This is a genomic window from Mesorhizobium sp. CA4 (genome assembly GCF_020165075.1).
Lineage (GTDB): Bacteria > Pseudomonadota > Alphaproteobacteria > Rhizobiales > Rhizobiaceae > Mesorhizobium.
The window spans coordinates 18,927-34,598 of sequence record NZ_JAIUHK010000051.1 but is presented as its reverse complement, the minus strand read 5'-3'; the positions used below and the strand labels follow the sequence as shown (position 1 = coordinate 34,598).

At 64.5% G+C, this 15,672-nt stretch carries 6 protein-coding genes; all 6 read right to left on the bottom strand.

Going from position 1 to position 15,672, the window contains the following annotated elements:
* Nucleotides 1-443: recombinase family protein (locus LB528_RS27815; RefSeq protein ID WP_224717039.1), on the bottom strand; the 443-nt coding region annotated here is incomplete at its 3' end.
* Complete coding sequence (locus LB528_RS27810) at nt 440-712, bottom strand: hypothetical protein (RefSeq protein ID WP_224717038.1); 273 nt, start codon at nt 710-712, stop codon at nt 440-442. The genes LB528_RS27810 and LB528_RS27815, both read right to left, overlap by 4 nt.
* Nucleotides 713-981: 269 nt before the next feature.
* Nucleotides 982-1,599: a hypothetical protein gene (locus tag LB528_RS27805; protein ID WP_224717037.1), complete on the bottom strand. Its 618-nt coding sequence runs from the start codon at nt 1,597-1,599 to the stop codon at nt 982-984.
* 580 nt (nt 1,600-2,179) lie between these two features.
* On the bottom strand, nt 2,180-2,725 hold the full coding sequence (locus LB528_RS27800; protein WP_224717036.1) for an invasion associated locus B family protein: 546 nt from the start codon (nt 2,723-2,725) through the stop codon (nt 2,180-2,182).
* Between the two features lie 45 nt (nt 2,726-2,770).
* Complete coding sequence (locus LB528_RS27795) at nt 2,771-14,203, bottom strand: autotransporter-associated beta strand repeat-containing protein (protein WP_224717035.1); 11,433 nt, start codon at nt 14,201-14,203, stop codon at nt 2,771-2,773.
* A gap of 417 nt (nt 14,204-14,620) precedes the next feature.
* Complete coding sequence (locus tag LB528_RS27790) at nt 14,621-15,517, bottom strand: helix-turn-helix transcriptional regulator (protein WP_224717034.1); 897 nt, start codon at nt 15,515-15,517, stop codon at nt 14,621-14,623.
* Nucleotides 15,518-15,672 lie beyond the last annotated feature (155 nt).

Sequence of the window (15,672 nt, the reverse complement as noted above, 5' to 3'; positions counted from 1 at the left end):
CCCCCAGCCTTGCCCTTCTCCACCCTCCCCCGCAGGCCACGATGGGTCTTCAGGGCAAGGTCCTTGAGGAACAGGGCATTCATCGTGCCCTTGAGGCCGACATGCAGCTCGCTGATCTCACCCTCGGCCAAGGTGACGATGGCAACGCCAGCGAATTTGAGATGCTTGAAGAGGGTGGCGACATCTGCCTGGTCGCGGCTGATGCGATCGAGCGCCTCGGCAAGCACCACCTCGAAGCGGCCGCGCTGCGCATCGCGGATCAAATGCTGGATGCCCGGCCGCAGCACTGTGCTGGCGCCGGAGATCGCCGCATCCTGATAGGTTCCCGGCACGCTCCAGCCCTCACGCGCCGCCTGCTCGCGACACAGCCGGAACTGATCCTCGATCGAGGCGTCCCGCTGGCTGTCGGAGGAATAGCGGGCATAGAGTGCGGCACGGGTCATGGCGGCAGATCCTCCTTCTTGTTCCGAGAGGGTTTGCCCTCCGGCCCCCTCCCCTCTCCCTCTCGGGAGCCCGGCCGATTGTCGTTGGCCGCAAGCCCAACCTCGAATGCTTCCCGCGCCAGCCGCCGGCCGATCAACTGGGCGATATCCAGCACCACCCGATCCAGCTTGGCTGCCGCGTTTTCAGGGCGACCCTCAGGGCTGACGAGGTTGCCGTTGTCGTTCGCCGGAAGGAAACCCTGCGGTCCAGTCCTGGTTTCCTCAGCCATCGCGGTCGCTCCCAAATGGTGGATCGAACGTTTATCGAAGGGCCGCCGGACGGCGAGGAAAGCGCAAAGTTCATGTCGTAGGGCCACAGCGTGCAATGACTTGCGCCGTGCGACGGGCTGCAGGCGACAAATGGGAATATCCCGATGCTGTTATCCGGCCGAACCATCAGTGGGACGCGAACCGTCGCAATCTGTCCGCCGCCTCTCGACAATTCCCGGCTGTTGATATTCGATATCGCCTGCGACTCAACGATATTTCAGGAGGCGAGTCAGTAGACCGCCACATTGCCACGGCGTTCTGCCGCGCCTTCCTCTTCCAGCGCCGCGACCAGCTTGACTGCGGACTTCCAATGCCTGGCGACCTCGCTCCGTGTCCTTTCCCGGCTCCGGCTAACAACCGGCAAATCTCCCGCGATCGCCTTTAGGTCACGCAGCACGGAAGCTATATGCGGCCACGGGAAGTCGATAGGGTCACCGATATCTCGATCAGCGCCGACGATCATTTCCAACTTGGCGATGACGCCGACGAGCGACGTTGCGGCGACGTCAGGGATAGAATCTTGAAGCTTAAGAGCTTCAGTCATCGCAAAGACCTCAGCCTCCCGCGCAACCGCATACCCCGTTGAACCATCGAGAGTGCGAGTGGTTCGGGCTCGAACGCGCTTCAACGAATCTGCGGTCAATCCCTGAATACCAGCATTGACGATCGTTTGGCTCTCCAGCCGCTGCTGCACGCGGCATAGCAGCAATGAGGCATATCGAACTCGTTGCCACTCGCTCCATAGCCTCAAAGCGGCATCTGTGGCTTTGGGCGCGGGGCTGCCAAGCTCATCACATTGCTGGCCGATGACGAAAGGCAAAGTCGTGGTATTGTCGGAATCAGCCATGATCCGAGCTCCAAACAGCTTGGGTTGTGGTCAGGCCGAGCGACGTGTTCGAGCACGTCGTTCGGCCGCAAAGCGCAAACCACAACTTACGTACATACCGTACATTACGGAAGCAGTCATTGTCAAACACGCCCGATGCTATTGATAACAAAACTGAGCGCTTCGAACTGCGGCTCACGAGTGACTTGCTTGGCCGCGTTGACGAATGGCGCCGCAATCAGCCCGATCTTCCCACTAGGTCGGAGGCTTTCCGTCGACTTGTCGAGGCTGGTCTAAACTCTAATACGAAAGGAGGGCCGCGTAAGGCTTAGCATCGGCGGAGGGGCCGAGAGGCTTGAAGTACGCAATGATCCACGGCATGATTTGCGGTCATACTTGTAGTCAGCCCCCAACACCTCGGACGCGGTTCGACTACAACAACGTGAGAGACACTTGATTTCTCTTTTGGCGATTCTATCAGCGTGTCACAGCCGCTGATGGAGTGCGCAACGGTCCGTCTCCAGGTCAGCATCGCAACCGGGGAACTGCTTCGCGAGCACATTGCCGAAGCGCTCGAGCAGCGGTACGGGAAGTAGAACCTCTACTTCAGCAGCGCCGTGGTCCTGTCGACAGCGCTGGGGAAGCCGTTCAGCGACAGAGCAAGCATGGTCTCCTTGCCGCCGTCCGCAACCACCTTGACCTTGAGGCTTTTGCCTTCGCGCAAGGTCGCCAAGGTCTCGGCGTCAAAGCTCAGATCCACGATGCAGCCGCCGGGCAAGCAGGTGCGGAAGCGCAGCGGCGGCAGGGTCGGACCGTCATCGATCTGCAGCGTCACGCCCTGATCCAGCGCCAGGCCGAACGGCAGCACCACCGTTCCCTGGACGGCCTCGCCGGCCGGGCGCAGTTCCATCGCCAGCACGCGCTGGCGCGACTGGCTGTCGGTCTGCTCCTGCGACAGCGCGCAGACCTTCACGCCGGCGCCGTTCTGGGTGGCGAGGTTGCAGGAAACGGTCCAGTCGCCGTGCCCTTCCCTGAGCGAGGTCGCACCTCCGGGGAGAGCCGCGGTTTCTTGCGCGAATGCGGCTGCCATGCAGACCAGGCTTGCCGCTACCAGAGTGACACGTCCAACTCGTCTGTTTCGGTTCATTTCGTTTCCATCATTCAAAAAATTACCTGCGCCTCGTCGACGCCGCTACCAGCGCACGCTGAAGCCGAGCTTGCCGCTGATGACATTGCTGTCGCCGAAGCTCGCCAGGCTGGTCTTGGCCAGCGCTTCGCCATAGACCGAGTACTTGCCATCGCCAAAGTCGAGCGAGCCGCCGAGGCCGACGCCGCCCCAGAACTTCTGGTTTTGGCTGGAAAGCTTCACGCCTGAGACATCGACATCGGTTCCGTCGAGGAAGTCGTAATAGAGGTTGGCGATGCCGTAGACATGCGCCCGGCTCACCTGCCCGGCGCTGTCGGCCCACTGGTCCTCATAGTCGGCCGAGATGCCGAGGCGGCCGATCAGGCTGTCGCCGCTGCCGGGCGACACGATCGCGCCGAACCGATCGGTGAACCTGTCGAAGTCGACGGCCGAGTAGGACAGCTGCGCCTGCGGGGTCAGCGACCAGTTGGAGCGCAGCGCGATCTTCTGCCCGCTCTCGATACTCAGCGCATAGCCGAAGCCCTTGTTGCCGTCGGCAAGCTTGCCCAGCACGGCCGAGTTGATGTCGCTGTCGTACCAGGTCGCCTGGGCCTGGCTGTCGACATAGAAGCCGCTGTTTCCGAGCCAGGTCAGCGTGCCGCCGACGCCGTAGCCGGTGGCCGAGATCGAGCCGGTGCCGAAGGTCGACGACACGTCCGACGAGACGGTGCCGTAATGGACGGTGATGCCGCCCAACAGGATGCCGGCCTCGCTCTCATGCAACAGCCAGTCGACGCCGGCATTGAGCTTCCAGGTCGTCACGTCGTAGTCGGTGCCGGTGGTCGAGGTCTTGGGCTCGAACTTGCCATGGGCGGCATCGATACGCGCCCAGATGGCGTTGCCGTCGACAGGACCCTGGCCGGGCACGTCCGCGCCCTGCGGCGTCGCGCCCTCGCCCCAGGCCCGGTTGCCGATGCGCTGCTGCAACGTGCCCAGCTCGTTGAAGCTCTGCAGCACGCCTTCATAGGCCTCGTAGAGCGGCGTGCTGGGCGCATAGAGCGGGCCAGTGTCGTTGATCAGGGTCGAGCGCAGATACCAGTCGCCGTCGGCCGGCGTGCTGACGCCGTTCTTGTAGAGGCGGTAGGCGTAAGCGCCGCCGACCACCGCCTGGTCGCCCTGGAAGACATAATCGCCGGCGAGCGTGAAGGTGCCGGCCGAGCTGCCGTCGATGTCGACGATCTTGATGCCCTCGCTGGTCTGCGCGCCCGCGCCGCCGACATTGCTGACCGCCAGGATGCCGGTGCCCGAGGTGTTGCCATGCACCACCAGCCTGTCGGTCGCGGAAGCATCGCCGTCGAGCGCGGCATTGATGAGGATTTTGCCGCCATTGCCGACATAGTCGCCGCTGACCGTGAGCACCGTGCCGGGTGCCGCAGCACCGAGCCGCACCGCGCCGCTGTTGTTGAGCGAGGCCACCGTCTGGTCGAAGCCGGCAAGGTCAAGCGTGCCGCCGGAGGCGACGGTGAACGCCGAACCCGAGCTGAACACGTCTGCCGCGCCTGCGGCCAGCGTACCCTGCTGAACAGAGGTGGGTCCCGAGAAGGTCGAGCCAGCGGACCTCAGGACAAGCGTTCCATTTCCTGCCTTGTTGAACGCGCCCGACCCGGTCAGTGCCCCGTTCAGTGTCAAGGTGGTACCGGCGTTGGTCGAGATCGTGCCCTGGCCAAGCATGTCGACGGCACGGTCGCTGGCGAAGCTGGTGGTGGTGTTGAGCGTACCGCCGTTGAAGGAGAGCCCGCCGGCCGCATCGCCGAGGTTGACGTCGGCCGAGACCCTGAGCGTGCCACCATTGATGGCGGTGCCGCCGGTGTAGCTGTTGGTACCGGTCAGCACCAGCGTTCCGGCGTCCGTCTTGACGAGCTGGGCATTGCCGGTGAGCGCCGAGGCGATCGTCGCCGTGTAGCCCGCGCCGGCACTGCTGCCGTCACCGACCCGGATCGTCGACTGCGGCCCGACAAGGCCGATGTCGCCACCCTGGATGACATAGCCGTCGGCCGAGAACTGCATGCCGGCCGGCGTCACCTGGCCGAGCCCGTTGTCCACCGTCACCGTGCCGGCCTGGCCGGCGAAGATGGCGAAGGCGCCGTCCGAATAGCTTGCGTTGATCGACCCGGTGTCTTCGGTCCAGTTATCGTTGCCCGAAGAGCTCTGCCAGGTGCCGTTGCCGCCGTTAATCGTGCCATCGAACTTCGGGCCGGCATCGCCGTCCCAATAGTTGAGGTTCAGCCCGTTTGCATTGACCAGGTTCACCTGATGATCAACGGACGTTTGCACGAAGTAGTTGGAGGACGGGATGGAGCCGACGGACAGGCCGTTGTTGGTCAGCGTACCGGCATAATCGAACACCCGATAGATGCCGGGGCCGAAGGTTCCGCCTGGCGAGACAGTCACGTTGAGCGTGCCGTCGAGAACGAGATTGCCGCCGACGGTGGTCAGATCGTTGAGAGCCCCGCCGGCGACATTCGCTTGGCCGAAGCTGTAGTTCAGAATCGAGCCGCCGGAGAGCGTCAGATCGCCGGCGACCGCCAGCGTTCCCGGCGTGCCGTCGGCCGATCCGGGCGACAGGGTGGCACCATCGGCTACCACCACATTGCCGCCGATCGTGCCCTTGCCGCCAAGCGTCGCGCCGATCCCGACCGAGGTAAGCCCAGTGGCCAGGCTGCTGTCGCCGTCGACATAGAGCCCGCCTGCCGTCACGATGGTCGGTCCGGCATAGGAATTGGTGCCGGTCAGCGTCAGCGCGGCGCTGCCGGTCTTGGTGAAGCCGCCCGCGCCGCCGATTACGCCGGAAAGCGTGAGATCGGCATCGGTCTGGAACGTGCCGCCGCCGGCATTGAGCGTGACGTCACGCCCCGAGCCGAACGCGCCCGTATTTTGCAACGTCGCCCCATTGTCGAACGATAGCGCTCCCGCCGCGTCACCGAGATTGGCATCGGCCGAGACGCGCAACGTGCCGCTATTGATAGCCGTACCGCCGCTGTAGCTGTTGGCGCCGCCAAGCACCAGCGTGCCGAGATCGGTCTTCACCAGCTGGCTGTCGCCGGTGAGGTTCGAGGCAATGGTGGCGGTGTAGCCCGCGCCCGCTAGGGTGCCGTCGCCCACGCGCATCGTCGCCTGCGACCCGACAAGCTCTATGTCCTGTCCCTGGACGAGATAGCCGTCCGTGGCGAACTGCATGCCCGCGGCCTGCACCTGGCCGTTGGAGTTGTCGACCGTCACGGTGCCAGCGGTGCCTGCGAAGATGGCGAAGCTGCCGTTCGAGAAGGCGGCGTTTATGTCGCCGTCGGAGCCGGTCCAGTTGTTGTCGCCGGCCGCCCGCCACGTGCCGTTGCCGCCGTCAACGCCATCATTGGCCTTCGGCCCGGCATCGCCGTCCCAGAAGTTGAGCGTCATCGCGCTGATATCGACCAGGTTCACCTGGCCCGCGACCGAGGTCTGCACCACGTGATCGCTCGACGTGGTATCAAGCCCGTTGTCAGTCAGAGCGCCGTCATAGCTGATGACGCGATAGATGCCCGGTCCGAAATTGCCGTCGGGCGCTTCCGTCACGTTAATCGTGCCGTCGAGCGTCAGATTGCCGTGGACGACCGTGAGGTCGTTGTAGGCGCCGCCGACGACGCCGGCCTGGCCGAACGAGTAATCAAGGTTCGAGCCGTCGGCCAGTTCGAGGTTGCCGTTGATAGTGAGGGTGCCAGGCGTGGAGCCTAGGCCGCCGGGGGCCAGCCGGCCCGCAACGTCGACGAAGACATCGCCGCCGATGGTGCCGTTGCCGCCCAGCGTGCCGTTGTTGACGTTGGTCAGCCCGGTCGCTGCGCTCTGGTCGCCATCGATGTAGAGCCCGCCGCCGCCGACAATTAGGGTGCTGCCGCCGTAAGTGTTGTCGGCCGTGAGCACGGTATCGCCGGTTCCGTCTTGGGTGACGCCGCCGCTGCCCGAGATCGTGCCGCCGAAGGTATAGAGGTCGGAGCGGTTGAAGCTGAGGGTACCGTTATCGACCACATCGCCCTGGATGGAGCCCGTGGTGCCGCCGGTGCCCAGCATCAGGATGCCGCTCGCAATCGTCGTGCCGCCGGCATAGCTGTTGTCGGCGCCGAGGATCAGCGCGCCGGTACCCGTCTTGGTGAGCGCCCCCGCGCCGTCGATAGCGCCTTCCCACTGCACTGTGCTGTCGATCTGGAACGTTCCGCCGCCCGCCTGAAGCGTCGCGTCGCGGCTGGTGACGATGCTGGCCGGGCCCTGCTGGTAGAGCGTGCCGCCATTGAAGGTGACCTTGCCGGCCGCATTGCCGAGATTGGCATCGGCGGTGATTTGGACTGTGCCGCCATTGATGACGGTGCCGCCCTGATAACTGTTGGTACCGCTGAGCACCAGAGTACCGCCGCCTTCCTTGGTCAAGCTCCCGGAGCCGCCCACGACGCCGTTCAATGCCAAGCTGGTCGCGCTATCGGTTTCGAAGGTGCCGCCGCCGGCATTGAGCGTCACGGCGCGCGCGGAAACGATATTGGCCGTCGTGTGCAGCGTGCCGCCGTTCAGCGAAAGACCGCCGGAAGCGGCACCAAGACTGCCGTTGCTGCCGACCTGCAGCGTGCCGCTGTTGATCGCCGTGCCGCCGCTGTAGCTGTTGGTCCCCGACAGCACCAGCGTGCCGAGATCGGTCTTCACCAGCTGGCCGGCGCCGGTGAGGTTCGAGGTGATTGTCGCCACATAGGCCGCACCGGCTGCGGTGCCGTCGCCGACGCGGATGGTCGATTGCGGCCCGACCAGGCCGATGTCGCCACCCTGGACGAGGTAGCCGTCGGTGGCGAACTGCATGCCCGAGGCCTGCACCTGGCCGTTCGCGTTGTCGACCGTGACCGTCCCGGCGGCACCCTGGAAGATGGCGAAGCTGGCGTTGGCGAAAGGCGCGGCGAAGGTGCCGCTGGCATCGGTCCAGTTCTGGTCGCCCGCGGCGCGCCAGGTGCCGTTGCCGCCATTGACGATGCTGTTGGAATGGGGACCGGCATCGCCATCCCAGTAGCTGAGCTGCAGCCCCGCCGAGTTGACCAAATTGACCTGGTTGGCGACGGAGGTCTGCACGAAATAGTTCGGGTCCGTGACGTTGAGCCCGTTGTCGGTCAATGAGCCGTTGTAGCTGATGATGCGGTAGGTGCCGGGTCCGAAATTGCCGCCAGGGCTCTGCGTCACGTTGAGCGTGCCGTCGAGGGTGAGATTGCCGCCGACATTGATGAGATCGTTGAGCGCGCCGCCGACGACATCCGCCTGGCCGAAGTTGATGTTGAGGTTGGAGTTCCCCAGCGCGAGGTTGCCGTTGATGCTCAGCGTGCCCGGAGCATTGCCGGCCCCGCCGGGGCTTAGCGTGCCGCCGTCGGCGACGGTGACGCTGCCGCCGATCGTGCCGGTGCCGCCGAGCATCGCCCCGCTCGCGACATTGGTCTGGCCGGTAGCGCCCGACTGGTTGCCGTTTATCAGCAACGTCCCGGCATTGACGTTGGTGGCGCCGCCATAGCTGTTGTTGCCGGTGAGCGTGGTCACGCCGGTGCCGAGCTTGTTGACCGAACCGGTACCGGAGATGGCCCCGTCGAAGGCGTAGGTGTTGTTCAGGTTGAAGGCGAGCGTGCCATTGTTGGTCACGCTCGGCGTCGCCAGCGCGCCGGCGACGGCGCCGGTGCCGACTTGCAGTATGCCGGCCGAAATCGTCGTGCCGGACGTGTAGCTGTGGTTGCCGGTCAGCGTCAGCGTGCCGGCGCCTTGCTTGCTCAAGCTTTCGAAACCGGTGATCTGAGCGCCGTTGAGTGTACGGCTGAGGGTGGTGGTCACCTGCAGCGTGTCGGAGCCGCCACCGCCGTCCACGCCGACTCCGGCGATCGTCGCAAGACCGCTCAACAGGAAAGTGTCGTTGCCGCTGCCGAGGTTCAATGCGGCTGCGCCGGTATTGAGCGAACCGGCGGAGAGATTGACAATGTTGCCGCCTCCGCCAAGCGTGCCGTTGCCGAGCAACGTGCCGCCAGTGATGTTGATCGTGGCGCCGCCGGTCCCGCCCGTGAACAACGTCTGCGTGCCACCGGCTGCCTGAACCGTGCCGCCGCCGACGTTGAGCTTCGAGCCGGAGTTCATCGTGATCGTCGGCGTGGTTATGGAGGCGCCCCCTCCGTTGCTCTGCAGCGTGCCAGCGTTGATCGTGATCCCCCCGGCGCTCGTTAGGCCGCCATTCACCTGCAGCGTGCCGGCGTCGATGCGTGTGTTGCCGCCGAGCGTGTTTGCTGCCGAGGTGAGGATTGTCGTGCCGGTGCCGATCTGGGCGATGTTGCCGGAACCGCTCAGCGTGCCCGGGAAGCTGAAAGTGTCGGAGCGGTTGAAGGAAAGCGTGGAGGTCGCATTGGCGACGATGACGTTGCCTGCGCCTGCATTGCCGCTGGTGCCACCATTGCCGATGATCAGGTTGCCGTCATTGATGACCGTGTTGCCGGTGAAGGTGTTGTTACCGGTGAGGACCCAGGTGCCGCTGTCGTTCTTGGCGAGCGTGGTCGTGCCGCCGGGGCCATCGATGATGGTGCCGCCCATCGTGTTGAGCCCGGTATTCGTGCCGCCCAGCGCCAGCGTCCGGTTGCCGCTGCCGGTATAGGCGGCCGAACCGGTGTTTTTGAAGACGATTGCGCCCGTGCCCGACGATTCGATGAAGCTGATGCCGGTCTGCAATGTGAACAGGCGGTCCGTCTCGTCGCCGCTGCCGGTATAGCGCAGCGTCGAGCCGCTCCCGATCACCAGCTTCGTCGCGTCGTTGGTAGACTTTCCGATCGAGCTCGCCTGGCCGCCGTCGGCCAGCTTGCTCACCGCAAGGACGCCGCCGCTGATCGTGGTGACGCCGGTATAGGTGCTGGTCGTGTTGTTCAGGACCCAGGTGCCGGCGCCGGACTTCGTCAGCGACGTGACGGCCCCGGACGGATCGTCGATGCGGGCCGAAAGCGAGTTGTTGGCCGTGTTGGTGCCGGCGAGCGTCAGCGTTCGGTTGCCCGTCCCCGACAGCGTGACCGGCAACGTGCTGGTGAAATTGATCGCGCCTGTGCCGGAAGCATCGAGAGTGCCGCCGCTCGCGCCTAGCGTGAACTGGCGGTCCGTGCTGCCGGCGGCGCCGATATATTGCAGCGTGCCGCCATTGAGCACCAGATTGGTTGCCGCGGCGCCGGAATCGCCTATCGAGCTTGCCACGCCGCCATTGGCGAGACAGCTCACGGCGAGCGTGCCGCCGGTGATGGTGGTGACGCCATCGTAGGTGCTGCTGCAGCCGGAGAGCGTCTGCGTGCCGGAGACGCTTTTCGTGAGGCCACCACTGCCCGTGATCGCTCCGCTGAAATTGAAGCCACTGCTAAGGGTCAGCGTGCCCGTTCCGAGAGCCACGCTGCCGCCGCCATTGAGTCCGCCCACCGTGTTGTTGTTGCCGGCGAGATCTAGCGTCGCGCCGGTGTTCACCGTCACGGCGCCGGTGCCGAAGGCGCTGGTCGAACCGGCTCTCAAGATGCCGGCCGTGATCGTCGTTCCGCCGCTGTAGTCGTTGGTGCCGGACAATATCAGCGTGCCGGGACCGTCCTTGCGGAGCGCACCGAGACCTGTGGCCTGCCCGCCGAAGGTCAGCGTCGTGGCCGCGTTCGCCACACCGATGGCGCCCGTTCCTCCCTGGAGCGTGAAGCCGCGATCCGTCGTGACCGTCCCGCCGGTATAATTCAGCGCGCCGTTGTTAAAAACGAGATTGGTGGAGGCACTGCCGGAAATGCCAATGTCGCTCGGGTTTCCACCATTTGCCAGACATCCGACGTTCAACGTGCTGCTGCCGGTAAGCGTGGTGGCTCCGGCATAGGTGTTGCCGCAGCCGCTGAAAGTCTGTGTGCCGGCCGCGATGGTGACACCGCCCGCGCCGCCGATCGTGCCCGTAAAGCTGCCGTTGCCGTTCGTCGTCAGGGTGCCCGTGCCGAGGGTCACGCTGCCGCCGCCGCCGAGCCCGCCGACGGTGTTTGCGCGGCCGGCGAGGTCCAGCGTCGCGCCGGTTGCCACGGTCATGGGGCCCGTGCCGAAGGCGCTGGTGGACCCAGCGCGCAAGATGCCGGCGCTCACCGTAGTGCCGCCGGTATAGGTGTTCGTGCCCGACAGCACCAACGTGCCGGCGCCGCTCTTGGTCAAGCTGCCTGCGCCGGCCGCCGTGCCGCTCATCGTCAGCGTCGTGCCGCCGATCACGTCAATGCCGCCGCCGCCCGTGCCGAGTGTGAATCCGCGGTTGGTGCTGGCGGTTGCACCGACATAACCCAGCTTGCCGCCGTTCTGCAGGACCAGGCTGGTCGAGGCATTGCTGGACGCGCCGATGGAGCTGTTAGTGCCGCCATTGGCGAGCGTGGTCACTGCAAGCATGCCGCCGTTGACGGTGGTGTTGCCGGTATAGCTGTTGTTGCTCCCGGCAAGCGTCAGCGTGCCCGCGCCGTCTTTGATGAAATTGGCACCATCGGAGCTCACCACCTGCCCGGAGAAGGTCAGGTTGGCGGCGGCATTCGTGACGTTGATCGTGCTCGAGGTGATGGCGCCGGCGCGTCCGATGGTGAAGCCACGATCGGTGGAGGAAGTGCCGCCGGTATATTCCAGCGTGGCGCCCTGGATCACCAGGTTCGATGAGGCGGACGTAGAAGCACCGATGGCGCTGGCGGTGCCGCCGTTGGCCACCGAATTGATCGAGAGCGTGCCCTGGCTCACGGTGGTGGCGCCCGTATAGGTATTGCTGCCGGAGAGCACCACCTTGCCGGTGCCGGCCTTGCTGAAGCCGACGGCGCCGGTGTTGTCGACGATGGTCGAGGCGATGGTGAAGGTGCCAGCGCCGTTCTGCTGGACACCCAGAACGCCGCCGCCCAGCGTGCCCGTCATCGAGCCGCCGGTGATCGTCTGGTTCGCCCCGCCTACTGACGGCGCGACGATGATGGTCCCATCGATACCGAGGGTCTGGCCGCTCGCCACGGTCACGGTCGAGTTCGCGGCCGCGGTGTATTGCAGGCCGCCGATCTGGATGCTGGCGCCGACCGTGTTGAAGAAGGGCGAGTTCGCCGCTCCGCCAGCGTCGCTCAGGATCTGGTTGGTCTGCCAGAGGCTGGCGTTGTCCTGGTTGACGTAATCGGCCGCGGTGAAGGCGACGATGCTGCCGCTTACCACCTTGGCATAATCCGAGCCATTGACCGTAGCCCAGCCGCCGAGCGCCCGGTCGGGTCCGGTCGTGCTGATCGCGCCGGCCGTGGGCAGCACGAAATTGGCGAGGCCGCCGGTGCGGGTGATAGCACCCAGACTGACAGTGGTGCTCCCGCCGGCGCCCGAGGTGGCGCTCACCGTGTTGTTGCCCGTCGTGATCGTGAGGCCGCCGAAGCTCTGGAGATTGGTCTCCCCGGCCGCACCCGTGATCTTGAGCGTGCCTCCGTTCATGACCAGGGCGGAAGACGCCGAGATGATGTTGCTGGTCGGCCCGCCGCCCGGCGAGAAGTCAAGCGCCAGCGTGCCGCCGCCGATCGTCGTTGCACCGGTATAGGTGCTTGCGCCGGTGAGCGTCAGCGTGCCGGCCCCCAGCTTGGTCAGGCTGCCGCCGGTACCGGTGATACTGCCAGCATAGGTGTTGGTGACGCCGGTACCCAGATTGAGGGTAAGATTTCCGCTCCCCATCGCGACGGTGCCGCCCGTGCCGTTGAGCGAGGCGGGTGCCAGATTGTTTCCATTGAGGTCCAGTGTGCCGCTGTTCACTGTGACATTGGTCACCGTGCCGAAAGCCGAAGCGCTGCCGGCGCGCAGCGTGCCTCCGTTCACGGTGATGGCGCCCGTGCGCGTGTTCGCACCTGTAAGCACCCAGGTGGCGGAACCAGAGCTGGCGAGGGTGCCCGTTCCGGAGATCACGCCGGAGATGGTATTGTCCGCGCCGGTATAGCTGCCGCCGAAAGACAGCGTTGAGCCGGCATTGAGTGTGGTGGCGCCGCTGAGCGTCAGCGCTCCTGAGCCATCGTTGCTGATGGTGCTCGCACCGCTGACCGACAATGCACGATTGCTGCTTGCGCCGGCGCCGGTATAGCTGAGCGTGCCGCTGGTGAACGCTATGCTTGTGCCCGCGCCGAGAGAGCTGTTCACCCCGCCGTCGGCGAGCGTGCCGGCCTTCACGATGCCGCTTTCGATCGAAGCCGCGCCGGTAAAGCTGTTGGCATCGCCGAGCGTAATGGCTCCACTGGCGCTGCCGATGAACCTGAACGTGTTGGCCGTTGAACTGCTCAGAACGCCCAACAACTGCAAATCAGCGTTGGCGGCAAATGCGACAGACGTCCCCCCCGTTACCGAAACATTGCCGGTCAGCTTCAGCACACCGCTGCCAGCGTTCTGGATGAGGGCGGTTGGTGCGCCGATACCGGTGTTGATCTGCCAGTTCCGATTGGATGTATCCCCAGTTCCGGTGTAAAAGAGGGCCGACACACCTGAGTTGGCAGTCAAGCTGATCGTGTCCCCGGCTCCCAGCGCGCTGGCCTCGCCGATATTGCCTATCGAGGTGAACGACGCCGTGGCCGCGCTGTTCACAAAAAAATTCACCGGACCGGTAAAGTCGTTCGTGTTGTCGCTCAGCGTGATCGAGCCAGTGCTGCCAACGGCGGTGACGTTCAATCCACCGCTTCCGGTGTAGTGAGCGGATCCCGCGCCGGCTACCTGCACGGTTGCCTGGCCCGTGAGACTAACCGCCCGCCCGGTCAGCGATCCACTGGCACTCAAGGTCGTTCCAGCGGACAGGTTTACGACATTGCTTGCGTCGCCCAGCGCCGCGTTCGAGTTCACGGACAGAATGCCGGCATTGACGTTGATTGCGCCCGTGAAGCTGTTTGTACCGGTCAGGCCCAAGGTGCCGGCGTTGACATTTACATTGCCCGAAAACGTGTTGTTGCCGGACAGGGTCAAAGTGCCGCCACCCGCCTTGGTCAGCCCTGCCGTGCCGGCGACGATCGAGCTGATCGTCGCCGTGCCGGTAGTCACCGTGATAGCCGGTGTCGTGCCGCCGAGCGTAAGCGTGCCGCCGGCGATGGTGTAGCCGGAGGTGTTGAAGGTGATGTTGCCAGCCGTGATCGGAGCGCCGAGCGTCACCGTCCCCGCCGTGCCGGCGAAGATGGCATTGTCCGGAGTAGCGTTGCTCCAGGTGACGAACGGGCCGGCCGTGGCATTGCCGGTCGTGTTCCAGAGCGGCGGCGCCGCGGTATTCCAGGTTCCGGTGCCGCCGAGCTGGAGCCCCGAGCCATCGGCATCCCAGTAGAGATCCGCGGCACCCGCCGGATTGGCCGCAAGACCTATGAGGAGCGCGAGCAGGACGGCGGCGCTGGGCGGGCGAGGGACAGATGCGATCATGTGGGCAACGTTCGGCGCATAGCTCGCCGCCTGCCCCTTCCACTTGGTCATACGGCCGCCGCGCAGCAGGCGCGAGAATAGGGCGTCGCGCGCTTCAGACCGCCCCGGCCGGTCCGCACGCCTTTGGGAGGATGCGCGTCCGGGGTATCGGCCGTCGGCTTTCGGTCTCAGGTCGCCGGCGCCATCGCCGGATTCCGCGTGATCGGGGATCCTCGCACCGAAGGCCAACCCAGCCATATACCCCCCTGCATTAGCATACCATAATGTTTCCTGACAGAATCAGGGCACAACTTAAAAGGAATGCATGAACTGTACGTTGGGTATTTCAGAAAAGTCCGGTGTTTTGTAAAAAATTCCGGCCGATCGTCACCGGAAACGTAACTTATACAAGAGTGTTACTCAAACAGCACAAGATGTTATTCCGTAAGGCTAATACAGCTTTAATGGGCGACCCTCCGTTCGACGATTTCAGATGGCGGAGCGAAAGCGCGTCGGCGTGGTCCCCCGGTGCTTCTTCATCGCAGCCGTCAAATGGCTCTGACTGGAGAAGCCGCTGAGATAGGCGACATCGGTAATGGTCGCGTCTCCCTCCGAAAGCAGCCGCGTTGCGTGGTCGAGCCGCAGATCCAAAAGATAGCGATGCGGCGACTTCCCAAACGTTCGGCTGAACGCCTGGATGAAATGATTTGGCGAAAGATTCGCAAGCGTCGCCAACTCGTCGACGGAGATTTTCCGGGCAAAGTTAGCCCTTATGAAGTGCTCCAGAGTGCGAGCCGCTTTTCGCGTCAGGCCGCCTTTGAGCTGCTGGGGTTCCTTGTCCGGCGACGTGTAGGCATGGAGGATATGAACTCCGAGGATCGCGATGAGGTGCTCGACATGAAGTTCAGGGGCGCGCTGCTCCTTGGCAAGTTCGGCTTTGAGCAATTGCCCAACACGCAGGGCGGTGTGATCGAGCGTGCCAAGGGGCGGAGGCTTCAACTCTACCTGCTCGGTGCCGAACTGTTGTCTCGCAAGCTCCTTCAGGCTGCTGTCCGGATAGACGACAATCGCACTTTCCCGCGCCTCCGACAGATTTAGGCGGGCTTCGAGATGTGCCGGCTTCACGATGATGCCGCCTGCCGGCGCGTCGTAACGCTCCGCCTTGCCCTGACCTAGTCTCAAGAACGTGCCCGGGGCGGAGTCGAGACCTGTGTAGACTACATGGTGGCCGGCCGGAAAGGTGTACGATCCGGGCGGCAAGAGTGAGTACGCAGCGGCCCCCCACCCTGTTGTTATCGCCCGGCCCTCGGCCATCGAAAGAACGGATTCCAGACCAGCAACGGCTAAATGAGGATCGTCATCTAAGTCGCATTCCGAAGAAGTCATGCCATTTCGACCTGTAACACCAGGTTATCCTTTAGCTTCATCTAAAATGTATTCGCCCTATCCACCTCAAGCCCAACGCTAGCTAGACGCGCCCGTTCCACCGCCAGAGCACATCTTTGGCAGCCCCAAGGAAGTCGCGCGACAACTGAGCTGGT

Coding starts and splice junctions, on each gene's coding strand:
- LB528_RS27805 (WP_224717037.1), bottom strand. CDS start 1,599: ATGGCTGATTCCGACAATACCACGACTTTGCCTTTCGTCATCGGCCAG.
- LB528_RS27800 (WP_224717036.1), bottom strand. CDS start 2,725: ATGAACCGAAACAGACGAGTTGGACGTGTCACTCTGGTAGCGGCAAGC.
- LB528_RS27810 (WP_224717038.1), bottom strand. CDS start 712: ATGGCTGAGGAAACCAGGACTGGACCGCAGGGTTTCCTTCCGGCGAAC.
- LB528_RS27795 (WP_224717035.1), bottom strand. CDS start 14,203: ATGACCAAGTGGAAGGGGCAGGCGGCGAGCTATGCGCCGAACGTTGCC.
- LB528_RS27790 (WP_224717034.1), bottom strand. CDS start 15,517: ATGACTTCTTCGGAATGCGACTTAGATGACGATCCTCATTTAGCCGTT.